We start from the raw sequence: 25,370 nt of genomic DNA, 5'->3' as shown, positions 1-25,370 counted from the left end.
CGCCGGGCGACAACCCGCCCCAACCCGCCTGCCTCCGGCAGATCCAGACAGAGTTGCGCATGAAGATCGAAAAAGACCGCGTTGTCCGCTTCCACTACACCGTTTCCGAAGTCGGCCAGGAGCCGATCGAATCGTCCAAGGACCGCGGCGAGCCGCTGGCGATCCTGATCGGTCACGGCAACATCATCCCGGGCCTGGAAAACGCCATGATGGACAAGGAAGCCGGCGCGACCTTCAACGTCGACGTCAAGGCGGCCGATGCCTACGGCGAGCGTCGTGAGGGCCTGTCCCAGCGCGTGCCGAAGAAGCACTTCGGCAATACCAAGCTGGCGCCGGGCCAGCAGGTCGTGCTGCAGACCAACTTCGGCCCGCGTGCGGTGACCGTGCAGAAGGTCGGCATGAGCGTCGTCGACGTTGACCTGAACCATCCGATGGCTGGCAAGGACCTGCACTTCGACGTCGAAATCGTCGACGTGCGCGAAGCCGGCAAGGAAGAGCTGGACCACGGCCACGTCCACGGCGACGGCGGTCACCAGCACTGATCGCAGCGCGATCGTGATGGCAGCAATGGCCCGCTTCGGCGGGCCGTTGCGTTTCTGGAACACGCCGCGGCCATCCATGGTGCACGGGCCGGCGGCATAATGGCGGACCTGCCTGACGGACGCCCCGTGAACGCCGCTTCTCCTTCCCTGCAGCCGGTGGCTTCCGGCGAACGCATCGCCGTGCTGGACGTGCTGCGTGGTGCTGCGCTGCTGGGCATCCTGCTGATGAACATCGAGGCTTTCAGCGGCCCGCTGGACCTGGCCTTCACCGGCATTGACGTGCACTGGCGGGGCATCGATTACTGGGCCGACGCCTTCGTCTATGTGTTCGTGCAGGGCAAGTTCTTCACCCTGTTCTCGCTGCTGTTCGGTGCCGGCTTTGCGGTGATGGCGCAACGCGCCGAGGTGGCCGGGCGCGACTTCACCCCGTTCTACCTGCGCCGCAGCGCCGGCCTGCTGCTGATCGGCCTGTGCCATGCACTGCTGGTCTGGTCCGGCGACATCCTGGTGATGTATGCGCTGGTCTCGTTGCCCTTGCTGGCCTGCCGCGAGGCGCCGCGCAGCTGGCTGCCGTGGATGGGCGTGATCGTCTACCTCGGCGGTGTAGCGATGATGCTGCTGGTGGGTGCGATGGTGTCGATGGCTTCGGCCGAAGAGGTGCAGGGCATGCTTGCCGAGGCGCAGCAGAGCATCGACCTGCAGCGGCAGGTGTACGGGCAGGGCAGCTGGGCGCAGGCCACTGTGCAGCGCCTGAGCGAGTTCGGCACCTCGATGGGCGCGTTGCTGATCAGCGGCCCGGAAGTGCTGGGCATGTTCCTGCTCGGCAGCTGGTTCGCCGGCAGTGGCGCGCTGGCGACGCCGGAGCGCTTCCCGCGGCTGTACGCGTCGCTGCGCTGGATCGCACTGCCGCTGGGGCTGCTGGTCACGCTGCTGGGGGTTGCCTGGAAACCCTACCTTGCACCCGGCGCCTACAACCTGCCGGTGACCGCGGCGATGGCCCTGGTCACGGTTGGCGGGCTGCCGATGTGCCTGGGCTACCTGGCGTGGATCGTGCACTGGCGCACGCGGCTGGCGTGGCTGGCGCCGGTGGGGCGCATGGCGTTGACCCACTATCTTGGCCAGTCGCTGCTGTGTACCTGGACCTTCTACCACTACGGCCTGGGCAGGTTCGAGATGATGCCGCGCAGCGTGCAGCTGCTGTTCGCGCTGCTGTTGTTTGCCGTGCAGGTGGCTGTTTCGCACGCGTGGCTGGCGCGCTTCCGCTTTGGTCCGATGGAATGGCTGTGGCGTGCAATGACCTACCGGCAGTGGCCACCGATGCGGCGCAGGACGAAGCAGGGGTGAGCGATGAGCGCGCACGCGCTGCGCCGATCGGCCGCGCGCCCGCGCATCCTCACGTCTGGCCTGCAGCGGGGCATGGCATGCTCGGCGTCAGCATGAGCGCCGGCATCGGCCAGCGGATCGCCGATCTCGTCTGCGGCCACACGCCAGCGATCGATCCTGCCCCTTACCGACCCGAGCGATTCCGATGAGCACTGCATCCTATGATTACGACCTGATCGTCCTTGGCGGCGGCTCCGCCGGCCTGGCCGGCGCGATCCGCGCCGCGCAGCACGGCAAGCGCGTGGCAATGCTGGAACCCGGCGAACTGGGCGGAACCTGTGTCAATGTCGGCTGCGTGCCGAAGAAGGCGATGTGGCTGGCGGCCGACCTGCACGAGCGCATCGGCCTGGCCAATGCGATGGGCTTCGATGTCGAGGCACGCCCGGCGCTGTCGTGGAAGGAACTGGTGATCCATCGCCAGGCCTACATCAGCAACATCCACACCAGCTACCACAAGCGCCTGGACGAAACCGGCGTGGTGCGCATTCCGGCACGTGGCCATCTGCTTGATGCGCACACCGTGGCCTGCAGTGATGGCGTGCGCTACAGCGCCGAACACATCCTGATCGCCACTGGCGCGCATCCACTGCGTCCGGATATTCCCGGCGCGGAGCTGGGCCTGGTCTCCGACGATTTCTTCGACCTGCGTGCGGCGCCGGCCGAGGTGGCGATCATCGGTGGTGGTTACATCGCGGTGGAGCTGGCTGGCCTGCTGCAGGCGCTCGGCAGCCGCGTGAGCCTGCTGGTGCGCGGCAAGCGCCTGCTGGAGCGCTTCGATTACGAGCTGACCGATCAGCTGGCCGAGAACCTGAAACAGCAGGGCGTGCGGATCCATTTCGACTATCGCCTGCGCGAACTGCAGCGCGATGGCGAGCGCGTGCGGGCGTTCGGCCATGACGGCCCGATCGACAGTGTGTTCGATGCGGTGTTCTTCGCTGCCGGCCGCCGCGGCAACAGCCGTGGCCTGGGTCTGGAAGCGCTCGGCATCGACATCGGCGAGCACGAGCAGGTGCGGGTGGACGAGTGGCAGACCACCCGCGTGCCGAGCGTGCACGCGGTCGGTGACATCGCCGGCAAGGTCGGCCTGACCCCGGTGGCGGTGGCCGCTTCGCGGCGGCTGATGGACCGCCTGTTCGGGGGGCGCCCGCAGTCCAAAATGGATTACGAGAACGTGGCCAGCGTGGTGTTCTCGCATCCGCCGCTGGGCGCGGTGGGCATGAGCGAGGAAGAAGCGCGCCGGCGTTTCGACCAGGTGAGCGTCTACCACAGCCGCTTCCGCCCGATGCTGCAGGCGCTGGCCAATGGTACCCAGCGCAGCCTGTTCAAGATGGTCTGTGCCGGCCCGGAAGAACGCGTGGTAGGCATCCACCTGCTGGGCGAAGCGGCCGACGAGATCCTGCAGGGCTTTGCGGTGGCGGTGAAGATGGGCGCGACCAAGGCCCAGTTCGACGACACCGTGGCGATCCACCCGACCTCGGCCGAAGAAGTGGTGCTGATGCGCTGAGCCGGGCCGTTGTGGGGCCGAGCCCTGCTCGGCAGCCTTTCGCCCCGGCCTGGCGACGCCGAGCGCAGGCTCGGCTCTACAGGGCAGCGGGCGCCCCCATGCGACAATGAGCGTCCCCCACGCCTTACCGGGCCGCTCTGCGCGGCCCGCCGTCGTCCTGATGTCCACTCCCGCTTCCCGCATCGCCACTGCTTCCCCACGCATTGCGCTGGGCGGCATCGGCCTGGCCGCGATCGGCGCCATCGCCGCGTCGGGCAAGGCGATCATCGTCAAGCTCGGCCTGCGCCACGGCGTCGATGCCACCACGCTGCTCGCCCTGCGCATGCTGATGGCGCTGCCCCTGTTCGCGTTGATGGCAGCGTGGGCCGCGCGCCGGGCCGAGCCGTTGTCCTGGGCCGACCGTGCCCGCGTGCTGTGGCTGGGTTTCACCGGCTACTACCTGTCCAGCCTGCTCGACTTCCAGGGACTGCAGTACATCAGCGTGACCCTGGAGCGGCTGATCCTGTACTTGAACCCGACCCTGGTACTGCTGATCAACGTGCTGCTGGCGCGCCAGCGGCCGGGCCGCTGGCAGATCGGTGCGCTGGTGCTGAGCTACCTCGGCGTGCTGCTGGCCTTCGGCCACGATCTGCAGCGCGAGGGTGGGCAGATCATCGTCGGCAGCCTGCTGGTGCTGGGCAGTGCCCTCAGCTATGCGCTGTACCTGTTCGGCAGTGGGCAGGTGGTCGCGCGCATCGGTGCGGTGCGGCTGACCGCCTATGCCAGCTGCGTGGCCAGCGTGCTGGTGCTGCTGCATTTCGCGGTGACCCATCCGCTGCCGCTGCTGTGGCAGGCACCGGCGCCGGTGCAGTGGCTGTCGTTGGTCAATGCCACCGTGTGCACGGTGCTGCCGGTGCTGGCGATCATGCTGGCGGTGCAGCGCGTGGGTTCGTCGCTGGCCGCGCAGGTCGGTATGCTGGGCCCTGTTTCCACCATCGTGATGAGCCTATGGCTGCTCGACGAACCGATGGGGCCGGCGCAGATCGCCGGCACCGTGCTGGTGCTGATCGGCGTTCTGCTGGTGACCCGCCTGCGGCGCTGACGCCGGAGCAGGCGCGTGCGCGCATCCTGGCGGTGATCCGCGCAATCCCGGCGGGGCAGGTGATGGGCTACGGCCAGGTGGCGATGCGCGCGGGCCTGCCCGGGCGTGCACGCCTGACCGCACGCATCCTGGGCCAGAACGACGACCCGGACCTGCCCTGGCACCGCGTGCTGCGCTCGGACGGGCGCATTGCCATGGAAGAAGGGTCGGCCGGCTGGCGCGAGCAGTCACAACGGTTGCGCGCCGAGGGTGTGCGGGTGGAGAACGGCCGGGTGCGGATGCCGGCGACCGATCCGGCGGCGGCGCTGGACGCAGCGGTGTGGGGCCCGGGCTGAGCACCGCTGGCGACTGAACAGGCCGGACCTGCGGGTCGCCAACAAGACACGATGCTGCGGCTATGATGGAGGCCGTTCCATGCCGGTGCTCCCATGTTCCCGCGACTGCCAACCGTCACCAAGGCCCTGCTGATCGCCAACGCGATCCTGTTCCTGCTGCAGCAGCCGTTCCTGCTCGGCATGCAGACCTTCGAGCCGTTCATGCTGCAACCGTTGCAGCAGGGCTTCGACGCGTTCTCGCCGGGTGGCAACTTCCAGCCCTGGCAGCTGCTGACCTACGGCTTCCTGCATGGCAGCTTCGGCCATCTGTTCTTCAACATGCTGGCGGTCTTCATGTTCGGCGCGCCGCTGGAGCAGACCTGGGGCGAGAAGCGCTTCCTGCTGTACTACCTGGTGTGCGTGGCCGGTGCCGGTGTCTGCCAGCTGCTGGTGGGTACGCTGCTGGAAAACCCTGCCACGGTGCTGGGCGCCTCCGGCGGCGTGTTCGGCCTGCTGCTGGCCTACGGCATGCTGTTCCCGAACCAGCGGGTGATGCTGCTGTTCCCGCCGATCCCGATGAAGGCGCGCACTTTCGTGATCCTGTTCGGTGTGGGCGAGCTGGTGCTGGGCATGACCGGCTGGCAGCCGGGCGTGGCCCACTTCGCGCACCTCGGCGGCATGCTGTTCGGCTGGTTGCTGATCCGCTACTGGCGCGGGCAGCCGCCGTTCAAGCGCCGCCCGCCCGGCCCACCGAAGCGCCCGAACCATCTGCGCAGCGTCAAATGATCCGAAGGATCATTTGACGCTGCAGGTGCCGACCGTTGGTGGGCACGCCTCTACAGATCCTGCAACACCACCTGCGCCGCGTTGTGCCCCGGTGCACCGGTGACGCCACCGCCGGGGTGTGTGCCCGAACCGCACAGGTACAGCCCGGGCAGGGCACCACGATAGCCGGCCTGGCCGACCATCGGCCGTGCCGAGAACAGCTGGTTGGCGCTCAGTGCGCCGTGGAAGATGTCGCCGCCGACCAGGCCGAAGGTGCGTTCCAGATCCAGCGGCGACAGCACCTGCCGACCGAGCACGCTGGCGGTGAAGCCGGGCGCATGCCGTTCGACGGTGGCGATCATCAGGTCGGCCACGGTCTCCCGGTGATCGTCCCAATGGCGGCCTTCAGGCAACACCGGCGCCACATGCTGGCAGAACAGGCTGGCCACATGCTGCCCGGGCGGCGCCAGCGAATCGTCCAGCGTGCTCGGAATCAGCATTTCCACGATCGGTTCGCGCGCCCAACCGTCGCGGCGCGCATCCAGCCAGGCGCGGTCCATGTAATCCAGGCTGGGTGCCATGATGATGCCGGCGCTGAGGTGATCGCCAGGCCCGGGCAGGGCGCGGAACTCCGGCAGCCGCGACAGCGCCACGTTCATCCGGAACGTGCCGGAACCGCAGCGCCAGTTCGCCATGCGTTCGCGTGTCGCGTTGGGTACGTGTGCCGGTTCCAGCAATTGTTCGTACAGCAGTTTCGGATTGACGTTGGCAACCACCGTGCGTGCGCGCAGGATCTCGCCGTTGGCCAGTTCGACGCCCACCGCGCGGCCCTGTTCGATTCGCACGCGCTGCACGCCGGCCTCCACGCGCAGTTCCGCTCCGGCCTCGCGTGCCGAGGCTGCAATCGCCTGGCTGATCGCGCCCATGCCGCCGATCGCATGGCCCCACGCACCCTTCATGCCATTGCACTGGCCGAATACGTGGTGCAGCAGTACGTAGGCACTGCCCGGTGTATAGGGGCTTGCGTAGTTGCCGACGATGCCATCGAAGCCGAACAGCGCCTTGATCGGTTCGCTTTCGAACCAGCGATCCAGATACTCGGCTGCCGACAGCGTGAACAGGTCCAGCAGCTCCTGCCGCAGCGAGGCATCCAGCGTGGCCAGTTCACGACCAAGACGGCCCATCTGCCACAGCGCAGGCAACGCGCGCCAACCACCGGCAACGCCGGCATCCGGTGGCGCGCGCAGGGCCCACGCGCGCAGCACATCGGCGAAGATCTCCAGGCGCGCTTCGTATTCGGGTAGCCGCTGCGCATCCCGCTCGGAGAACTTCGCGACCTCTGCCTGGGTGCGGCCCGGTGCCGACAGCAGATAACGACCATCCTCCATCGGCAGGAAGTTGTTGACCGGGCGATTGATGATGCGCAGCCCATGCGCATGCAGTTGCAGGTCGTCGATCACCTTCGGCTGCAGCAGGGACACCGTGTACGACGCCACCGAGTTGCGGAAGCCGGGATGGAATTCCTCGGTGACTGCGGCACCGCCGAGAACGCCACGACGTTCCAGCACCAGCACCTTCTTTCCAGCGCGCGCCAGATAGGCCGCGCAGACCAGGCCGTTGTGGCCGCCACCAACGACAATCGCATCCCAGGACATCAACACCTCGCAAAAAGGGGACGGAGGGGATTAAGTCGCAATCTGCATCTGCACACGGGGCATGGGGAGAAACGACTTAATCCCCTCCGTCCCCTTTTTTGATTGCCGCTTCGATGGTGGCGATGTCGATCTTCTTCATCGGCATCATCGCGTTGAAGGCGCGCTTGGCCAATGCCTTGTCCTTGCTGGTCACGGCTTCGATCAACATGCGCGGGCTGATCTGCCAGGAAATGCCCCAGCGATCCTTGCACCAGCCGCATTGGCTCTCCTGTCCACCGTTGCCGACGATCGCATCCCACAGGCGGTCGGTCTCGGCCTGGTCCTCGGTCTGGATCTGGAAGGAAAACGCTTCGCTGTGCTTGAACGCGGTGCCGCCGTTGAGGCCGACGCAGGGAATGCCGCAGACCGTGAACTCGACCGTCAGCACGTTGCCTTCCTTGCCATCCGGAAAGTCGTCGGGGGCGTGATGCACGGCGATCACCGCGCTGTCGGGCAGGATGCTGGCGTAGAAGGTGGCGGCCTCGAGCGCGCCGTTGTCGTACCAGAGGCAGATCGTGTTCTTGTGTGCCATGTCGGGGCTCCGCGATGGACGAAGCCGCAGCGATAGCACGCGCGGTGTTAACCCGGGATCGTGCTGCACCCGCAAAAAAGGGCGCCCGAAGGCGCCCCCTGTACTACGGGTAGTGCGCGTGGCTCAGCGCCAGACCTTGATCTGGTCGGCTTCGCTGCGCTGCATCGGCTGGCCGGCCTTGCAGCTGAAGGTGGCACCGAATGCCGGCAGGTTGGCCAGCGTGCCGTTGCTGCGCCACAGGCCCGGCGCGCGGATGTCGGCGGTCAGGCGGCGCACGGCCTCGTTCGGCGACAGCTGCTGTGCCCACAACGCCGACCAGGCGCGGAAGAAGCCCTGCTGCTGTGCCGGCTTGGCCTTCGGCTCCTGCGCGGTATAGGCCGCCCAGGCCAGTTCCAGACCGGCGATGTCGGCCAGGTTCTCTTCCTGGGTGAGCGTGCCGTTGACCTTGGCACCCTTCACGCCCGGGAAATCGTAGGCGCTGTACTGCGCGGCCACGCGGTTGCCAAGCAGGGTCCAGGCGGTCTTGTCGGCCGGGGTCCACCAGCTGCGCAGTTCGCCCTTGGCGTCGACCAGTGCACCCTTGGCGTCGATCGCACGGGTCAGCTCATGGCCGACCAGGCCACCGAAGCTGCCGAACTTGTCGGCGGCGTCGGCCTTGGCATTGAACACCGGGCCCTGCAGGATCGCCGCGGTAACGATCAGGCGGTTCTGTGCCAGGTCGTAGGCCAGCGACGGCTGCTGCGGCAGCACGTCCCAGCGGCGGTCGGCGTTGCCCTTGCCGATGCGCTTCATTTCCTCGCGGTGGCGCCAGGTCGACGCGATCAGCATGTTGCCGCCGAACGAACCGCGGCCCATCGGCTGCACGCTGTAGTCGAGGTCGCGCAACGGGGTGCCGATCTCGATCTTCAGCGCAGCCAGCTTGGCCTGCGCTTCGGTCTTGGCTTCGGCGCTCATCCAGCTGTTGTTCTTGACCGCCTCGATCTGCACTTCGCGCAGCTTGTCGACGATCCACGCCGCCTGGCGACGGTCTTCGGCCGACAGGTAACGGGCCGCGTATTCGCGGCCGACCATCGGGCCGGCGGCCACGTTGATCGCCTCCAGCACGTCTTCCCAGCGCTGCGGCGGCAGCGTTTCGCCACGCAGCACGCGGCCACGGAATTCAAACTCCGCGTCGCGGTAGGCCTTGGACAGGTACGGTGCCATCGAGTCGCCCACGCGCCAGCGCAGGTAGGCCTTCCACTGGTCCGGCTTGAGCTTGGTGACCATGCCATCGAGCTGCTTGAACAGGCCCGGGTCGGCCAGCGAGACCAGGTCGTCGTCCACGCCCTGTGCCTTCAGGAACGCGTCCAGCTGCAGGTTGCGGTAACGGCTGTTGAGCTCCTTGGTGGAGATCGGCGCGTAGTTGTTGAACGGGTTGTTGATGCCGGCCAGCGATTGCGCATTGCGCGCCAGCTCGGTCTCCAGCGCGATCACCGACTGCGATTCGGCATCGAGCCTGGCCGCCGGGGTGCCGGTCAGCGCCAGGATCTGCTTGACGTAGTTGCGGTAGCGCCCCATCAGCGCCACGGTATCGGCGTCGGTGCGGGTATAGAACGCCGGGTCCGGCAGGCCCATGCCGCCCTGCATGAAGTAACCGATGTGGCGGTCCAGTGCCTTCAGGTCGACGTCCGGGCCGAAGTTGAAGGCCACCGGGATGCCCACCTGGTGCAGCGCGGCGATCGAGGCCGGCACATCCTTGGCCTTCTTGATGGCGTTGATGCGGGTCAGCAGCGGCGCGATCGGGTTGGAGCCGTCCGCTTCCACGGCGGCTTCGTCCAGGCCGCTGGCCCAGAAGTCGCCCAGCAGCTTCTGCACGTTGCCCTGCGGCGACTTCATCGCGGCGTCGAGCAGTTCACGCTGCTGCTGGCGGCTGCGCTCGACCAGCTGGCCGAGCGCGGTGGTGGCACCGGTCTGCGGCACCGGGTTGGCCTTCAGCCAGCCTGCATTGGTGGCGTCGTAGAAGTCGCTGCACTGGGCGCTGACGGCCGGGGCGCGCGCGGCCTTCTTTTTGGCGGCGAACGCATCGTGGGTCGGGACCAGGGTCGCCAGGCTGATGCCCAGGGCGATGGCAAGCGGACGGAAATTGGGCATGTGGAACGAATCCGTGATGGATTGAGGGCGCGCGCACTATAGCAAGCTGTGCATGGGCGCGGCATGCACGCGTCACGGTGGCGCCGCCGGGCCGTGCGCCGACCAGGGTCGGCATCTACCAACGGCCTGGGCCCTGCGTGGATGACGGGTGCTGTGAAAAACAAAGGCCCGGGATTCCCGGGCCTTTGCAGGTCTGCCGCAGCGTCAGCCGTGGCTTACCAGATCACCACCTGCTGCTCGCCGGTGCGGGCCATCGGCGAACCGGCCTTGCACTGGAACGCGGCAGCGAAGGTCGGCAGGTTCGACGGCGCACCCATGGCGCGGAACTGCGCCGGGGCGTGCGGGTCGGTGGCCAGGCGGACCTTGGCGTTTTCCGGGGTGTACTTGGTGCGCCACACGGTGGCCCAGTTGAAGAAGAAGCGCTGGTCGCGGGTGAAGCCGTCGACCTTCGCATCTTCCTTGCCGGCGGTGGCCTTCTGCAGGGCGTCGTAGGCGGTGGCCAGGCCGCCCAGGTCGGCGATGTTCTCGCCCAGGGTCAGGTGGCCGTTCACTGCCTGGCCGTCGACCTTGTACTGGTCGAACTGCTTGACCAGCTTGCCGGTGAGGCCTTCGAAGTTCTTCTTGTCGGCCGGGGTCCACCAGTCTTCCATGTTGCCGGTCGGCCCGAAGCGTGCGCCCTGGTCGTCGTAACCGTGGGTCATCTCATGGCCGATCACCGCACCGATGCCGCCGTAGTTCAGCGCGTCGTCGGCCTTCGGATCGAAGAACGGCGGCTGCAGGATGGCGGCCGGGAACACGATCTCGTTCTGCAGCGGGTTGTAGTAGGCGTTGACGGTCTGCGGGGTCATGCCCCACTCGGTCTTGTCCACCGGCTTGCCGATCTTGGACAGGTTGAACTTGTAGTTGAACTCGTTGGCCGCGCGCACGTTGCCCAGGTAGCTGTCGCGCTGGGTCTGCAGGCCCGACCAGTCGCGCCACTTGTCCGGGTAACCGATCTTCGGGGTGAAGGTTTCCCACTTGGCGATGGCCTTGGCCTTGGTTTCCTCGCTCATCCAGCTCAGGCCCTGGATGCGGTCCTTCAGCGAGGCGGCCAGGTTCTTCACCAGTTCTTCCATCTTCGCCTTGGCTTCCGGCGAGAAGGCCACCTTCACGTACAGCTGGCCGAAGGCTTCACCGGCATCGTTTTCGATGGTGCCCAGCACACGCTTCCAGCGCGGCTTCTGCTCCTTCTGGCCGTTGAGGGTCTTGCCGTAGAACTCGTAGTTCTCCTGCACGAAGGCATCGGCCAGGTACGGCGAGGCGCTGTCCACGGTGTGGAAGCGCAGGTAGGCGCGCCACACCGACGGATCGGTGTCGGCCAGCGACTTGCTCACTTCCTCATGGAAGGCCGGCATGGCCAGCGAGAACTTCTCCGGCGCGGCCACGCCCTGCGACTTGAAGAACTCGGTCCAGCTGAAGTTCGGGGTCAGCTTGTCGGCGTCGGCCAGGGTGACCGGGTTGTAGTACAGCTCGACGTTGCGCGACAGCTCCACGCGCGACTTGGAGGCCTTGGCCAGGCGGGTTTCGAACTTGACCACGTCCTCGGCCTGCTTGGCTGCATCGGCCGCGGCCACGCCGGACAGCTCCAGCACCTTGGCGACATGCGCCTGATAGGCCTTCAGCTTGTCGGCGTTCTTGGCATCGGTGTAGTAGGTGGTATCCGGCAGGCCCAGGCCGCCCTGGCTGGCATAGGCCATGTTCACGCCGGAGTTCTTGAAGTCGGCTTCAGCGCCGAAGCCGAACAGGAGGTTGTCACCCTTGGCGGCGCTGGTGCGCAGGTAGTTGGCGATGGCCGCCTTGTCCTGCAGGCCGTCGATCGCAGCCAGGTCGGCCTTCAGCGGCTCGATGCCCTGGGCGTTGATCTTGGCTTCGTCCATGCCGGTGGCCCACAGGTCGCCGACGATCTTCTCGATGTGGTTCGGATTCTTGACCTGCGCAACCTGTTCGGCCAGCTGGTGCTGCACGGCCACCGAACGTTCGTCGAGGATGGTGAACGCGCCCCAGCTGGTGCGGTCGCCCGGGATTTCATTGGCGGCCAGCCACTTGCTGTTGACGTAGTCGCCGAAGGCGGTGCACGCGTCCTTGGTGGTGTCCAGGTCGCTCGGCTGGAAGGCGTTGTAGGCCGGCAGCTTGCTGTCGTCCAGCTTGTAGGTGGTGGCTTCGGCGGTGGCCGGGGCGGGGGTCGCGGCATCCTTGGCCGGGGTTTCGTTCTTGCCGCAGCCGGCCAGCACGGCCGACACGGCCAGGCTGAGCAGGACGATCTTGGGAGTGCGCGTCATCACTATTCTTGGCCTCCAGGCCGAGTGAGTCAGGGAGAAGCCGCAGGTACGGCCGTGGGCCGAACGATACGCCGCCGGCCTGGCCTGCAAGGGTGTCGAAGGTCATGTCCGGGCGCAAGGGCCAGAACGTGCAAGGGCGCCCCGTGGACGCCCTTGCAGGAAGCGGTGCGGCTTACAGGCCGCCGCCGCCGCAGCCCTTGCCCAGGTAGTCGTCGATCAGCCTGAGCTGGTCACCCATGATCGCGCGGGTCCAGGCGGGACCATGCGCGTAGTCGGCGATGGCGTGGAACTCGACCGGCTGCCCCGAACCCCTGGCCTTGTTCACGAACCACTCCGACTGCTCGATCGGCACCGTGCGGTCGCGGTCACCGTGGTAGACCATCAATGGAATCTTCATTTCACCGGCCTTGTCGACCGGGTTGAGGCCGGCCACGGTCGGCGCCTGGGCCTGGCGGAAGAAGGGGTTGGTATAGAAGCGCGACCAGATCTTCTTGATGTCCGAAACGCCGGCACCGGCGATGGCGCACTTGTACAGGCCATTGGGACGCACCGAAGCCGCGAACGCGGAGTAGCCGCCATAGGAGAAGCCGAACATGGCGATGTGGCCGGGCTGGGCGATCTTCTGGTCGATCATCCACTGCGCGCCATCGTCCTTGTCGTCCTGCATCTTCTGGCCCCATTCGGCATCACCGGCCATCCACAGCTTGCGGCCCCAGTCGGCCGAGCCGCGGAACTGCGGGCGCAGGACCGCCATGCAGCGTGATGCCATCAGCGGTACCCACATCGAGCCGTCGAAGTCCATGCCATCGCGTGCCCACGGGCCGCCGTGCGGATGCACCACGGCTTTCCACGGGCCGGCACCGCACAGCTCGGTGCTGGGCGTGGTCAGGAATGCCGGAATGTCCAGCCCGTCGCGTGCCTTGTAGTAGACCAGCCGGGTGGTGCCCAGCGCGGCTGGCTGGATCTGCGGATAGGTCTTGGCCAGCAGGGTCAGCTTGCCGTCGTGCAGCAGGTGATACTCGGGCGGGTTGGAAGGGCCGGAGGTAGCCACCAGCACATTGGAAAGATCGGCGGTGTAGTCGACGATGCGGTAGCTCAGGCCTGTATCGTAGTTGGCGGTGTAGCGCTGGCCGTTCGCGGTATCGACCATCGCCAGCGGCTCCTGGCGGATGCCAAGCGCCTGGCGCAGCCCCTGGTCCAGGGCCTTCATGCGCGGAGAGGTCCACTGGATGTCGTCGCCGCGCGGACCGGCGTAGCCGATTCCCATGATCTCGCCGAAGGGTACCGCACCGCTCCGGTGGCGGTTGATCAGCATCGAGCCGGCGTTGAACAGTTTGTGCTCGAACAGCACTTCCTTCTGCTTGCGGGCCGTGATGTCGTACTCGTAGACGATTGATTTGTCGCGGCCGACATTGCTGAGTACGAACGCGATGTTCGGATCATCGGCAAAGCCGATCACCTGGTTGACGTCGCGGTTCTTCACGTAGGAGCGGAAATGCTCCTCCCAGGCACCGTTGGCAGGCGAGCGGAACTCGGTGGCGACGTAGGCGCCGGTACCGTCGACGTCCTGCCGCAGGCGTGCCCGCAGTTCACTGTCCAGGTCGGTGATATAGCCCGCCACGCGCTCTTCGGTCTTCTGGATGCGCTGGGAGGTGAAGTTGCGCAGGTCGACCTTGTAGACGTCACCGGAACTGCTGCCCGAACCGTTGACCACCAGGATGTGGTCGGGATCGTTGGGCAGGGTGTCGAGCACCGTGGCGTTGGCCAGTGCCTGCTCGAGCTCTTCATTGCGACTGGAGGCGCGCGGCGGCGTGATCGGCTCCTTCCACTGCTTGCCTTCGATGTCGGTGATGAAGAACTTGCTGACGAAGGTCTTGGTCACCCGGTCGGCGCGCAGGTCGTAGGGTTGCCACAGCACGACGGCCAGCTGTCCGTTCTTGATGAACGACACGCTCTGGAACTTCATGCGGTTGGCGCCGATCACCGTGGGTGGCTTGTCCAGTGCATCGGTCCGCCAAACCACGATCACGCGCTCCTCGCCATCGGCGCGAAGGCCGGCGATGTGTTTTCCGTCTGGTGACAACGACAGGCTGGAGATGGCCGGGAAGGCGGCCATCTGTTCGATGGTGGGCGCCACAGGCTTGGCGTGCAGCAACGGTGAAAGGCTGGCCAGGGCCGCCAGCAGCAGGGCTCGCTTCATTGCAACCTCGGAATGCGTTGGCACCGGCCTGCGGAGAATCCGGTGCCTGAAATGGAACCGCCGCCCCGAAGGGCGGCGGTTGCAGGGAGCAGGATCAGAACGAACGCGTGATGTTCAGGAAGTAGCTGCGACCGAAGTAGTCGAAGCCGCTGTACAGCAGCGCGTTGCCGACGGTGCTGTAGACACCCTGGGAGATGGTCGGCGGCTTGCGGTCGGCGAAGTTGCGCACGCCACCGGTGACCGACCACTTGTCCGCTTCATACTTCACCGAGATGGCCTGCAGGAAGTAGTTCGGGGTGTACAGCTTGTACGCCGAGGTGGCCGGATCGAAGTCACCCGGGTTGCGCTCCTCGTAGTACGCGTAGCTGTCCATCTTGTCGATCCAGTCCAGGCCGTAACGCACCTGCCAGTTCTTCCACTTGTAGCTCAGGTCCAGCGAGGCGGTGTTTTCCGGACGCGACAGCATGCCGTTGTAGTCCACCAGCGGATCGTCGGAGAAGACCTTGCTGGCCTGTTCCAGGTAGTGGGTGAACTGCAGCGTGGTGCGCAGGGTGCCCGGGCCGATTTCGCGGACATAGCGGGTGGTGAAGTCCAGGCCACGGACCTTGTCGGTGGACAGGTTGATGAAGCCGTTGGTCACCACCAGTTGGTTGTTGACCGGGTTGCGGGCCACCAGGCGGCACAGACCCGAACCGGAGGAGAAGTCGGCACTGCCGCTGTCGTAGCAGCGCGACAGGATGTTCGCGCCGCCCGCGCTGTCGACGCCGTTCTTCACTTCGATGTCGAAGTAGTCGGCGGCGAAGGACAGGTCACCGAAGCCGCTGCCGAATTCCGGCTGGATCACCACGCCCAGGGTCTTGGCCTTGGAGGTTTCGGCTTCCAGGCCGGCCTCGGCACCACCCTGGGTGACCACGGTCACGCCCTGGGTGGCCAGGTAGTCCGGTGCCAGGCCCAGCGATGCGCAGTTCTGGTAACGCGGCGAGCTCGGGTTGCGATCACCATACTCGTTGCAGGGGTCGGCACTGCTGCTCAGGAAGCCGGTGGTGCCGCCCAGGAACTGTTCGAACAGCGCCGGTGCGCGGTAGGAGGTGCCGTACGACGCACGGAACGACAGCCACTTCACCGGGGTCCACAGCGCGCCGATCTTGTAGGTCTCATCCGAGCCGTAGGACTTGTAGTCGGTGTAGCGGCCGGACAGGTTGACCGTCAGTTCCTCGGCAGCGGTGACGCCGGACAGCAGCGGCAGTTCCAGTTCGCCGTAGGCTTCGAACACCGAGTCCGAACCGCGGGTCGGAGTGGCGTTGGTCAGGTTGTACAGGTCGGCATTGATCGAGTACGGCGACGGGGTGTCGTCGATGCGTGCCTTGCGGTACTCGACGCCGAATGCACCACCGGCCGAACCGTACGGCATGTCGAACAGCGGGCCGTTGACGTTGAAGTTGACCGTCGTTTCCTTGTACAGCGTGTTGCCGGTGACCGGCACGAACACCCAGTCCTTCCAGTCCTGCGGCAGCTTGCCACCGATGGTGTTGGTGTTCAGCGCCGGCGCGGCGATGCAGCCGTTGGAACCGTCCCGGCAGACATAGCCACCGGCACCGTTGGAGACCACGTCCAGGCTCTGGCGCAGGCGGCTGGTCAGGAAGCTCTCGAAGGTGTAGTCGGCGTCGCTGCGCGAGTGCATGACGTTGAAGTCATAGTTCCACTCCGAGCTCAGGTGGCCACGCAGGCCGGCATTGAAGCGCAGGAAGTCGACGTTCTGCTTGTTGGTGTCGTTGCCGAAACCGATGAACGCACGCACGCCCAGGTTCTTGCCGCTGGTCTGATCGGTCGGAGCACCGGCAACGCTGTCACGCAGGTTGGCCGGGATCAGCGGGCTGCCCACGGCATAGTCCAGGGTCAGCTGGCGATAGCCGGTCTGGGTCGACTTGCGCTTGTTGCCCAGGAACTCGTAGTACAGCTCGGCATCGCCCAGTGCGTTGAGGTCGAAGCCACCCTGCAGGTACAGGGTGTGGGTCTTGGTCGGCGAGATCAGCGACTGGTTGCGCATGGCCGGATCGAAGGTGTCGCGGGTGTTCAGGTCCACGCCTTCGTAGCCCACCAGGCCGGTGGTGATGGCCGCATTCGGGCGCCAGCGGTTGAAGCGGGTGCCGGCGCCGCCCGGGGCCGCAACACCGGTACGGGTGTTGGTGCCGATGGTGTTCAGCGTGGTGCCGCCGGCATCGAGCGACCAGCACTTCGGCTTGCCGGTCAGCGGGTCGATGAAGTCGCCGCTGCCCCAATAGTCGCCCGCGTCGATGTCGCGGTACATGTCGGTCGGGCAGCCACCGGCCCAGCTGCGGTCGGCCAGGGTCAGCTCGTTGCGGGTGTAGTACTCATAGGAGCCGGAGAAGTGCGAGCGCTCGCCGGTGGCACCGAACATGATGGAGTAACGGCGCTCTTCACCGCCGCCGCCATCGGTGGCGTTGTGCTGTGCTTCGAAGCTGACGCCATCGACCTTCTTCTTGGTGATGATGTTGATTACGCCGGCAACGGCGTCGGAGCCGTAGATCGAGGACGCACCGTCCTTCAGGATTTCGACGCGGTCGACGATCGAGTTCGGCAGCACGTTCAGGTCGGTCGAGCCCACCGAGCCGCGGGTACCGGCCGGCGACACGCGGCGGCCATTGAGCAGGATCAGGGTGCGGGTCGGGCCGAGGCCGCGCAGGCCCAGGGTGTTGGCGCCCGGGCCACCGTCGGTGACGTAGCCGCCATAGGCGTTGTTGATCTGCGCCGCACCGGCGGTGACCGCGGTGCTCTGCAGGGCCGCCGTGGTCGAGTTGAAGCCGGCCAGGGTGGTTTCTTCACGGGTGACGACCTGCACCGGCGAGACCGAGTTGAACACGTCGCGGCTGATGCGCGAGCCGGTGACGGTCACCGTATCCAGATTGGTGGCCTTGGACTTGGATGCCTCTTCGGTGGTCTGCGTCGAGCCCGAGGCGTCCTGTGCGATCGCCGGGGCGGCCGCAGCGAGCAGCACGGCGGAGGCGAGGGCGAAGCTCAGCGGATGCTTGCTGAGCGACTTGCGATTGATCATCTGAAATCCCCTTGAATCGAATGATTGCGTCGTACACCGGGACAGGTCCTTGTCGGCGTCTCCGTGTGCCCCTTGCCCGGGGTCGGCAGCGTGCTGCCACCCGGCGCTGGTACCGGCTTCACGTGCCGATGACCCGAGATTAACACGACATTAACCGAGCCTGTCAAACGTTCACGAGGGAGTCATGAAGCTGTGGGTGATGTGCGCACCTTGCAGTGACAGGAGCGCCCATTTCTCCTTCATCTCATTGATATGTATTGATTTGTTTCGGTTCATGTCAAACGTGTCTGAACCGTGAACGGGATGTGGCCGTGCTGTGCGACGGACAAAAAAAGGCCCCGCCGAAGCGGGGCCTGGTCCAGACACGCAGTCCGGAATACGACGGGATCAGAAGTCGTACTTGACCTGGGCCGAGATCTGACGGCCGTAGACGCTGTAGAAGCCGTCGTTGAACGGGGTCGATTCGTTGCCCGGGTAGTTGTAGCGCTGGCCTTCCGGCAGCTTGTTGAACACGTTGTTGACCATCAGCGACAGGGTCAGATCGTCCTGCGCCTGGTAGTTCAGGCTCATGTTGTAGGTGGTGTACGAGCCCCACTTGCCGGCCTTGGCGCCGGAGGAGTGGACGTAGTCATAGCTGCGGCCGGTGTAGGCCAGGTAGTTCGGTGTGCTGCCGACGTAGTTGGCGTACAGGGTGGTGGTGAACTTGGAGATGGCCCAGCCCACCGACACATCGCCGCGCACCTTGGCGAAGTTGTCGTAGTACCACATGTTGTACGGATCGCTCAGCAGATCCAGCTTCTGTGCGCCCGGCAGCGGCACCACTTCACGCTTCAGCATGTTGGTGTAGTTGCCCGAGAACATCAGCGAACCGAAGCGGCCCAGGTCCTGCTGGTACTTGGCGCCGACGGTCACCGCTTCCAGGTTCTGGCTGGCCACGTTGAGCTTCGGGGTGTACACGCGGGCCAGGTTGCCACCGGCGTCGCGGGACACCCAGTCGGTCACGTTCTGGCAGCTGGCCGAGGTGTTGTTCGGCAGGCCGTTGCGGCACTGGTACTCGGCCAGCAGCAGCTGGTCGGTGCTCAGGGTCTTGACCTCGTTCTTGATCTTCCAGTTGTAGTAGTCGACCGACAGCGAGAAGTTGCTCACCGGGGCCCACACCACGCCCGCGCTCCACACGTCGGCGGTGATCGGCTTCAGGTCCGGGTTGCCGGACTTTTCGCTGTACACCGAGGTGGTCTTGTAGAACGAGCAGGCTTCGTCACGCAGCGCGTAGCCCATCTGGCTGCAGCGGTAGTAGTCGTTCTGGCCGGAGGCGAACGAGCCGCTCATGCCCTGGAAGGCATCGGACAGGGTCGGCGCACGGAATGCGGTGCCGTACTTGCCGCGCAGCAGCAGGCTCTCAACCGGGCGGTATTCCAGGCCGATGCTGTAGGTGGCCTTGTCAACGGTCTTGTCGGCGATCTTGAAGGCGTCGTAGCGGCCCGAGGCGCTGATGGTCAGCGACTCGAACACCGGCATGCGCAGTTCGCTGGTCACCGCGTAGTTGCTGCGGTGGCCGGCACCGGCCACGGCGGTGGCGCCCCAGGCGTTGCCATCGACGAAGGCCTGGTCGGGCGAGTAATCCCAACCTTCGCTGCCACCTTCCAGCACCACGGCCAGGCCGGCGTCGCCGCCCGGTAGGGAGAACAGCGACCCGTTGGTCACCTGCACGCGACCCAGGTTCTGCCAGGTCTTGCTGCGGTGGGTGCCATAGCCGGTGAAGCTGGCGAACTGGTCCGGGGTGATCGGCGAGTAGAACGCAGCGTAGTCCGGGTTGTAGATGCCGAAGCCATCAGCGGTGGTACCCAGGCGCGGGCCCAGCACGGTGTCGCCGAAGAAGCCTTCGATCTTGTCCTTCCAGCGCGCGAAGCGGTTCTGGTCCAGGCGGTATTCGCCGCGGGTGAAGCTGGCGCTGTAGTCCCAGTCGCCGACCATGCCCTTGCCACCCAGGGTGACCTGGTAGGAACGGCTCTCATCGGAGTTCAGGATGTTGTTGTAGTGGCCCGGGCCGATTTCTTCCGGTGCGAAGGCGCGCTGCAGGTTCACGACCTTGCCCAGGCCCTGGTCGTAGAAACCGCCCATCACCGACTTGGTGCCCCACCACAGGGCGCTGGAGCCGGAGGTGAACTCGGTCTTCTCCTTGCTGTACAGCACATCGGCGAACAGCTGGAAGTTGTCGTTCACGTCGAAGGTCATCGACGAGTAGAACTGGCCGCTGTTCTTGCCGTTCTTCAGGGTCTTGTAGCCGGCGCTGTACACCGAGCCGCACGATTCGCCCGATGCACGCTTGCCGACGGTGGTGGTGCCGTCGTACAGGCCTGCGACGTTGGCGCAGCGGGTCGGGTCCATCATGTACAGCTTGTTGTCGGCGTTGCCGATGACGGCAAAGTCGTTCGACGGCAGCTGTGCGGTGTAACCGACCGGGTTGTTCTGCTTGGTGATGTCACGCTGGTAGCCCCAGATCGGGCTGCCGTTTTCGATCTGCACGTTGACCAGCGCGTGGAAGCGGTCGTCGAATGCGTTGAAGCCCTTGGCGGCGCTGAAGCGGATGTTGCTGCCACCACCTTCGGTGTAGGTGCCGCCACGGATCGACATCGTGCCGCCGTCCATGCGTTCCTTCAGGATGATGTTGACCACGCCGGCGATCGCGTCCGAGCCGTACAGCGACGACTGGCCGCCCGGCAGGACCTCGATGCGCTCGACGATGTCGATCGGAATGCCGCTGATGTTGTTGAACGACTCGCTGCCGTTGTACAGCGCCGGATACGAGAGCATCGGGCGGCCGTTGATCAGGTACTTGGTGTAGCCCGGGTTCAGGCCGAACATGCCGGCGGCTTCGGCGCCCTGGGTGAACGCACCCGAGGTCTGTCCACCCTGCAGGCCGCCGGTGGTCAGCGACGACTGCTGCAGAACTTCAGCAACGCTGCTGAAGCCGCGGGTCTGGATGTCTTCGGCGGTGATGGACATCACCGGGGTCTGGGTTTCGACCTGGGTCTGCGGGATCAGCGAACCGGTGACGGTGATCTTGTCCAGGTTGGTCGCCTTGTCCTGGGCCATTGCCGGGGCGGCGGCCATCAGAGCGGACATCAGGGCGACGGCGAGCGTGTTGCGACGTGCGGTATTGCTGACGTGTTTCATGTAATTCCATTGGAGAGCAAAAACAAAAACGGCACTGCGCATGCGCCATCGCGCGGGCTGGAATATCCGGCTCCGCAGCTCAAAACAGTGCTCATCGAACGTAACATGAACTTAACAATCTGTGCACGAATCTGTCGCATTCCTGAATTTCAGTCAGCTTGCATCCAGCTTGTATGATGTCGGGTTATCCCCCTGACCCCGCCGGTGCCCGTTGTGAACAGTTCTCCCCGCCGTCCCCATGTCAGCCAGGTCCAGAAGGGACTTACGCCGCATGCCCGCATCCGCAACGTGATCGCGGTCGGTTCGGGCAAGGGCGGCGTCGGCAAGTCCACCACCTCGGTGAACCTGGCCGTCGCGCTGCAGCAGCTCGGTGCGCGCGTGGGCGTGCTCGATGCGGACATCTACGGGCCGAGCGTGCCGGCCATGCTGGGCCTGTCCGGTCGCCCGGAAAGCCCGGACAACAAGAGCATCGAGCCGTTGCGTGCCTTTGGCGTGGACACCATGTCGATCGGCTACCTGATCGAAGAGGACACGCCGATGATCTGGCGGGGCCCGATGGCCACCTCGGCGATGACCCAGCTGTTCAACGACACCCTGTGGGACGACCTGGATTTCCTGCTGATCGACCTGCCGCCGGGCACCGGTGACATCCAGCTGACCCTGACCCAGAAGATTCCGCTGGCCGGTGCGGTGATCGTCACCACGCCGCAGGACATCGCCACGCTGGACGCGAAGAAAGCGCTGAAGATGTTCGAGAAGGTCGAGGTGCCGGTGCTGGGCATCGTCGAGAACATGGCGGTGCACACCTGCAGCAGTTGCGGGCACATCGAGCACCTGTTCGGCGAGGGCGGCGGCGAGCGCATGGCCGCGCAGTACGGCGTGCCGCTGCTGGGCTCTCTGCCCCTGCAGATCGGCATCCGTGAACAGGGCGATGCAGGCACCCCGATCACCGTCGCCCAGCCGGATTCGGCGCCGGCCCAGGCCTACCGCCATGCCGCACAGCGCCTGATCGAGGAAGTGGGCAGGCGCCCGCGGGCTTCGATCCCGATCCTGTCGTCGCTGCTGTAAGGGCCGGGGCAGGGGCCGCCGGCCGAGGCCGGGCCCCTGCTAGAATCCTCGCGCCCCCTCGTACCCCCAGGACAAAGCATGAGCATCAAGAGTGACCGTTGGATCCGCCGCATGTCCGAGCAGCACGGCATGATCGAGCCGTTCGAGGCCGGGCAGGTGAAGCAGGCCAACGGCCAGCGCATCGTCAGCTATGGCACGTCCAGCTATGGCTACGACGTGCGCTGCTCGCGCGAGTTCAAGGTGTTCACCAACATCAACTCGACGATCGTCGATCCCAAGCACTTCGACTCGGGCAGCTTCGTCGACATCACCGCCGACGAATGCATCATCCCGCCGAACAGCTTCGCGCTGGCGCGTACCGTCGAGTACTTCCGCATCCCGCGCGATACCCTGGTGGTGTGCCTGGGCAAGAGCACCTACGCGCGCTGCGGCATCATCGTCAACGTGACGCCGCTGGAGCCGGAATGGGAAGGCCACGTCACCCTGGAATTCAGCAACACCACGCCGCTGCCGGCGCGCATCTACGCCAACGAAGGCGTGGCACAGATGCTGTTCTTCCAGGCGGCCGCCGATGACGTCTGCGAGACGTCCTACCGCGACCGTGGCGGCAAGTACCAGGGCCAGACCGGCGTGACCCTGCCGCGGACCTGACGATTGCAGGCGATTTGTAGAGCCGAGCCATGCTCGGCTGCCCTGCATTGAAGCCGAGCATGGCTCGGCTCTACATGATGGAAGGCGGCGCAATGCGCCGCCTTCCTTATTTGCCGCGACCGAACAGCATCGCGATGCCGACACCAACCAGGGCCACCGGCCACCAGGTCAACAGCAGCTTGGACAGGTTCAGGTGCGTCCAGCCGAGATTGCTGGCGAGCATGAACAGGCCGATCAGGATCAGCAGGACGGCGGCAACGAGGTTGAATCGCATCGGGTCGGCGAAGGCTCAGGACTGGGCCGGATATCCTAGCCGTTCCTTCCAGTAGGCGACATGCTGGTCCAGCGCCGCCGGCTCGTAGCGGTGCGCCGGGCCACTGCCCCAGACCGGGCCCGGCCAGGCCGGATCACCGTCATGGCGGCCGATGACATGGAAGTGCAGCTGGCGCACGATGTTGCCCAGCGCCCCGATGTTGATCTTCTCCACCCCGTCGGCACCCTTCAGGGCCTTGCAGGCGCGGTTGAGCTCGGTGCGCAGCTTGTCCTGCTGCTCGCCGTCCAGCTCGATCCACTCGGTCACCCCGGCCAGGCGCGGTACCAGCACCAGCCAGGGGAATCGTTCGTCGTTCATCAGCCGCACTTGCGACAACGGTCCTTCCGCCACCAGCACGCTATCGGTGGCCAGGCGTGAATCGAGTTCGAATTCGCTCATCCAAGATGCTCCGAGAAGAAGTCCAGGGTGCGTTGCAGCGCCAGGGCGGCGCTGTCTGGATCATACGCATGTCCGACCTCCCGGTTGAAGGCGTGATCGGCCGGATAGACGTAGGTGGCCATCTGCGGCAGCTTCTCGCGGTGGGCCTGGACCGCTTCCGGCGGGATGCTGCGGTCCTGGGCGCCGAAGTGGAAGATCACCGGGGCCTTGGGCGCCTCGTCGAGGAACTGCACGTTGCGCGCACCGTAGTAGCTGACCGACGGCAGCCCCAGACGCAGTGCGGACAGCATCGCCACCGTGCCGCCCCAGCAGTAGCCGACGGTGCCGACCTTGCCGTAGGGCGCCAGCCGGGTGGCCGCCGCGCGCACGACCTCCAGCGCCCGTTCCATGCCCAGCGCGCCGACCCGTTCCAGGCCCTGCTTCACGCCCTCGGCGTCGTAGGGCAACGCATCCGGGTCGGCGTCGGGGCCGTCGACCAGGTCGAAGAACGAGGGCGCCAGCACCGCATAGCCTTCGGCTGCGAAGCGCTCGGCCACGCTGCGGATGTGCGGGTTGGCGCCGAAGATTTCCTGCACCACCACCAGTCCGCCGCGCGCGGTGCCGTCCGGCAGGGCCTGCCAGGCCCGTACCGGGCCGTGATGCGTATCCAGGGTGATCCACTCGGCCATCGTCATCTTCCTCGTTGCTGGGAACAGAGCTGCATTGTCGGCGCTGCGCCGGTTAGCGCGGCGTCAGCGGCTGTGCCGGATCGGGCGGCTGCGGGTTTGCGGCAGTGCGTTCCCAAGGCGGTGCAGAGGGCTGTTTCTGCATTGACCGGTGCACACCCGCAGCCTAAGCTTTCAGCCACGATGACATACAAGCCTCCGGCGCGAGCCGGGGGCTTTTTTGTTGTCCGCGTGTTGCGGGTCGCAACGCGCAACCGGTGGCTGTGACGGGCCAGCCACGATGACCCACTGCAGGCAGCCCCGAGCCTGATCACCCCGAACCCCAGCCGCCGCAAGGCGGCTTTTTCATTTCCAGGAGATTCAACACCATGTCCATCAATCAAGCCATTTCCGCCCAGGACTCCGCGCTGTACGTGAAGGCCGGTACCGCCCCGACCGCGCCGAACAATCCGGCCGGCTATACCGAAATCGACGGCCTGACCGCCTTCCCGTTCGGCCGCGGCCAGGCCAACACCCTTGATGCCACCAACCTGCGTTCCAAGCAGATGGAGAACATCGCGGGTCTGTCCGGCGGCCAGGCCGTGCAGGTGTCCGGCCACCGCTGGCCGGTCGGCAGCTCGGCAGGCCAGGAGATCCTGCGCGACGCCGATCCGGATGCCGACCTGCACTTCCTGATGGTGCTGCCCACCGGCGATGCCGCTACCTTCGTCGCCAAGGTCGCCGCCTTCAACGTGGCCCCGGGCACCAACCAGGTGCTGACGTTCACTGCGGACCTGCTGCCGCGTGAGTTCGCGCTGGTAACCGTGGCCGCTGGCGGCACCCCGTGATGCTGCTGGGCAAGCAGCAGATCCTGGACGCGCAGGATCGCCGGCACGAGGACGTCGCCGTACCCGAATGGGGCGGCAGCGTGCGCGTGGCGATGATGTCGGCGCGTGACCGTGATCGCTGGGAGCAGGAGACCTATGGCGGTGACACGCCCAAGGTGGATGACTTCCGCGCGCGATTCGTCGGCCTGTGCCTGGTCGATGAAATGGGCGAGCGCCTGTTCTCCGACCACGAGGTGGCCCAGCTGGGCACGAAATCGGCCGCGGCGCTGGATCGCGTGTTCCGTGTCGCGCAGACGCTCAATGCGCTCGGCGATGCGGCCGTGGGAGAGCTGGAAAAAAACTGATCCGCCGGCCTGAGCGCCGGCTTCAGTTCCGGATCGCGTGGAGGCTGGGCCTCCCGCATCCGGACCACCTGCTGGCGGGAGTGACCTCCCGCCAGCTCTCGGAGATGTATGCGTTCGCACGCCTGGAGCCGTTGGACCAGCCCCTGCAGGGGATGCTCGCCCAGCTGACCAGTGTGCTGGCGCAGGTGCACGGCAATACGACCACTGCCGACGACTTCCTGCTGGTGCGACCGCGTGCGTCGCCGGAGAGGGCGGCAAAGGAGCGCTCGCAGCAGCTGCTGGAACTGTTCGGCAGCGCATCGCGGCGCAACGCCGCAGCGTGATTCCGGGCGGGGCAGGGCATTGCTTCCCCGATGCGTGGCATGCAATCGAACCTGGGGCCCTGCGGGG

At 66.0% G+C, this 25,370-nt stretch carries 21 protein-coding genes and 1 pseudogene; 12 read left to right on the top strand and 10 right to left on the bottom strand.

Annotated features, from left to right (window positions below; all coding sequences use genetic code 11):
- Positions 1–59: 59 nt before the first annotated feature.
- From QP609_RS14995 to QP609_RS14965, 7 genes and pseudogenes are all read left to right on the top strand, one after another.
- Positions 60–542: a peptidylprolyl isomerase gene (locus QP609_RS14995; RefSeq protein WP_014647924.1), complete on the top strand. Its 483-nt coding sequence runs from the start codon at positions 60–62 to the stop codon at positions 540–542.
- 99 nt (positions 543–641) lie between these two features.
- Positions 642–1,886: a DUF418 domain-containing protein gene (locus QP609_RS14990; protein ID WP_041863671.1), complete on the top strand. Its 1,245-nt coding sequence runs from the start codon at positions 642–644 to the stop codon at positions 1,884–1,886.
- A 26-nt stretch (positions 1,887–1,912) separates the two neighbouring features.
- Positions 1,913–2,074: pseudogene (locus QP609_RS14985) on the top strand (amino acid dehydrogenase); the annotation flags it as partial.
- Positions 2,071–3,429, top strand: coding sequence for a glutathione-disulfide reductase (gorA, locus tag QP609_RS14980; protein ID WP_197621786.1), 1,359 nt, complete (start codon positions 2,071–2,073; stop codon positions 3,427–3,429). The pseudogene QP609_RS14985 and the gene gorA, both read left to right, overlap by 4 nt.
- Before the next feature lie 160 nt (positions 3,430–3,589).
- A complete protein-coding gene (locus QP609_RS14975; protein ID WP_014647921.1) occupies positions 3,590–4,510 on the top strand; it encodes a DMT family transporter in 921 nt (306 codons plus the stop codon).
- Positions 4,507–4,845 carry an MGMT family protein gene (locus QP609_RS14970; protein WP_223224586.1) on the top strand — a complete coding sequence of 113 codons (339 nt, stop codon included), beginning with the start codon at positions 4,507–4,509 and terminating at the stop codon, positions 4,843–4,845. The genes QP609_RS14975 and QP609_RS14970 overlap by 4 nt, the downstream gene beginning before the upstream one ends.
- 93 nt (positions 4,846–4,938) lie before the next feature.
- The gene (locus QP609_RS14965) at positions 4,939–5,610 is read left to right on the top strand and encodes a rhomboid family intramembrane serine protease (RefSeq protein ID WP_014647919.1); all 672 of its coding nucleotides are present in this window, start codon (positions 4,939–4,941) and stop codon (positions 5,608–5,610) included.
- A gap of 50 nt (positions 5,611–5,660) precedes the next feature.
- On the opposite strand, the gene QP609_RS14960 is transcribed toward QP609_RS14965, so the two are convergent.
- From QP609_RS14960 to QP609_RS14930, 7 genes are all read right to left on the bottom strand, one after another.
- A complete protein-coding gene (locus QP609_RS14960) occupies positions 5,661–7,244 on the bottom strand; it encodes an NAD(P)/FAD-dependent oxidoreductase (protein WP_197621718.1) in 1,584 nt (527 codons plus the stop codon).
- A 76-nt stretch (positions 7,245–7,320) separates the two neighbouring features.
- Entirely contained in the window at positions 7,321–7,815 is a 495-nt protein-coding gene (locus QP609_RS14955) for a VOC family protein (RefSeq protein WP_197621719.1), read from the bottom strand.
- 123 nt (positions 7,816–7,938) lie between these two features.
- Entirely contained in the window at positions 7,939–9,945 is a 2,007-nt protein-coding gene (locus QP609_RS14950; RefSeq protein WP_069116157.1) for a M13 family metallopeptidase, read from the bottom strand.
- Positions 9,946–10,160: 215 nt separating this feature from the next.
- Positions 10,161–12,263 carry a M13-type metalloendopeptidase gene (locus QP609_RS14945; protein WP_032957470.1) on the bottom strand — a complete coding sequence of 701 codons (2,103 nt, stop codon included), beginning with the start codon at positions 12,261–12,263 and terminating at the stop codon, positions 10,161–10,163.
- Between the two features lie 172 nt (positions 12,264–12,435).
- A complete protein-coding gene (locus QP609_RS14940; protein WP_014647914.1) occupies positions 12,436–14,463 on the bottom strand; it encodes a prolyl oligopeptidase family serine peptidase in 2,028 nt (675 codons plus the stop codon).
- 94 nt (positions 14,464–14,557) lie between these two features.
- Positions 14,558–17,536: a TonB-dependent receptor gene (locus QP609_RS14935; protein WP_014647913.1), complete on the bottom strand. Its 2,979-nt coding sequence runs from the start codon at positions 17,534–17,536 to the stop codon at positions 14,558–14,560.
- A gap of 387 nt (positions 17,537–17,923) precedes the next feature.
- The gene (locus QP609_RS14930) at positions 17,924–20,713 is read right to left on the bottom strand and encodes a TonB-dependent receptor (RefSeq protein ID WP_014647912.1); all 2,790 of its coding nucleotides are present in this window, start codon (positions 20,711–20,713) and stop codon (positions 17,924–17,926) included.
- Positions 20,714–20,926: 213 nt separating this feature from the next.
- Here QP609_RS14930 and apbC point away from each other — a divergent pair, with 213 nt between their 5' ends.
- Together apbC and dcd are read left to right on the top strand one after the other, a co-directional pair.
- Positions 20,927–21,781: an iron-sulfur cluster carrier protein ApbC gene (gene apbC / locus QP609_RS14925; RefSeq protein ID WP_014647911.1), complete on the top strand. Its 855-nt coding sequence runs from the start codon at positions 20,927–20,929 to the stop codon at positions 21,779–21,781.
- Between the two features lie 78 nt (positions 21,782–21,859).
- Positions 21,860–22,432 carry a dCTP deaminase gene (gene dcd, locus QP609_RS14920; protein WP_014037995.1) on the top strand — a complete coding sequence of 191 codons (573 nt, stop codon included), beginning with the start codon at positions 21,860–21,862 and terminating at the stop codon, positions 22,430–22,432.
- A gap of 106 nt (positions 22,433–22,538) precedes the next feature.
- Here dcd and QP609_RS14915 read toward each other — a convergent pair whose 3' ends face one another.
- The 3 genes from QP609_RS14915 to QP609_RS14905 are packed head-to-tail and all read right to left on the bottom strand — an operon-like array spanning position 22,539 to position 23,812.
- Positions 22,539–22,706: a DUF5668 domain-containing protein gene (locus QP609_RS14915; protein WP_005418011.1), complete on the bottom strand. Its 168-nt coding sequence runs from the start codon at positions 22,704–22,706 to the stop codon at positions 22,539–22,541.
- A gap of 15 nt (positions 22,707–22,721) precedes the next feature.
- Complete coding sequence (locus QP609_RS14910; protein ID WP_014647910.1) at positions 22,722–23,144, bottom strand: HIT family protein; 423 nt, start codon at positions 23,142–23,144, stop codon at positions 22,722–22,724.
- Positions 23,141–23,812 (bottom strand): dienelactone hydrolase family protein, encoded by a 672-nt coding sequence (locus QP609_RS14905; RefSeq protein WP_032957503.1) that lies wholly within the window; start codon positions 23,810–23,812, stop codon positions 23,141–23,143. Before QP609_RS14905 ends, QP609_RS14910 begins: the two co-directional genes overlap by 4 nt.
- A gap of 365 nt (positions 23,813–24,177) precedes the next feature.
- Here QP609_RS14905 and QP609_RS14900 point away from each other — a divergent pair, with 365 nt between their 5' ends.
- The 3 genes from QP609_RS14900 (at position 24,178) to QP609_RS14890 (ending at position 25,303) form a co-directional block, all read left to right on the top strand.
- Entirely contained in the window at positions 24,178–24,636 is a 459-nt protein-coding gene (locus QP609_RS14900; RefSeq protein ID WP_014037992.1) for a hypothetical protein, read from the top strand.
- Complete coding sequence (locus tag QP609_RS14895) at positions 24,636–24,980, top strand: hypothetical protein (RefSeq protein WP_014647908.1); 345 nt, start codon at positions 24,636–24,638, stop codon at positions 24,978–24,980. Before QP609_RS14900 ends, QP609_RS14895 begins: the two co-directional genes overlap by 1 nt.
- A gap of 80 nt (positions 24,981–25,060) precedes the next feature.
- Positions 25,061–25,303, top strand: coding sequence for a hypothetical protein (locus tag QP609_RS14890; protein WP_227864145.1), 243 nt, complete (start codon positions 25,061–25,063; stop codon positions 25,301–25,303).
- The last annotated feature ends 67 nt before the right edge of the window (positions 25,304–25,370 follow it).

This window comes from Stenotrophomonas sp. 8(2023), from assembly GCF_030345295.1.
Taxonomy (GTDB): Bacteria; Pseudomonadota; Gammaproteobacteria; order Xanthomonadales; family Xanthomonadaceae; genus Stenotrophomonas; species Stenotrophomonas muris.
This window is presented reverse-complemented; position numbering and strand designations above follow the sequence as displayed.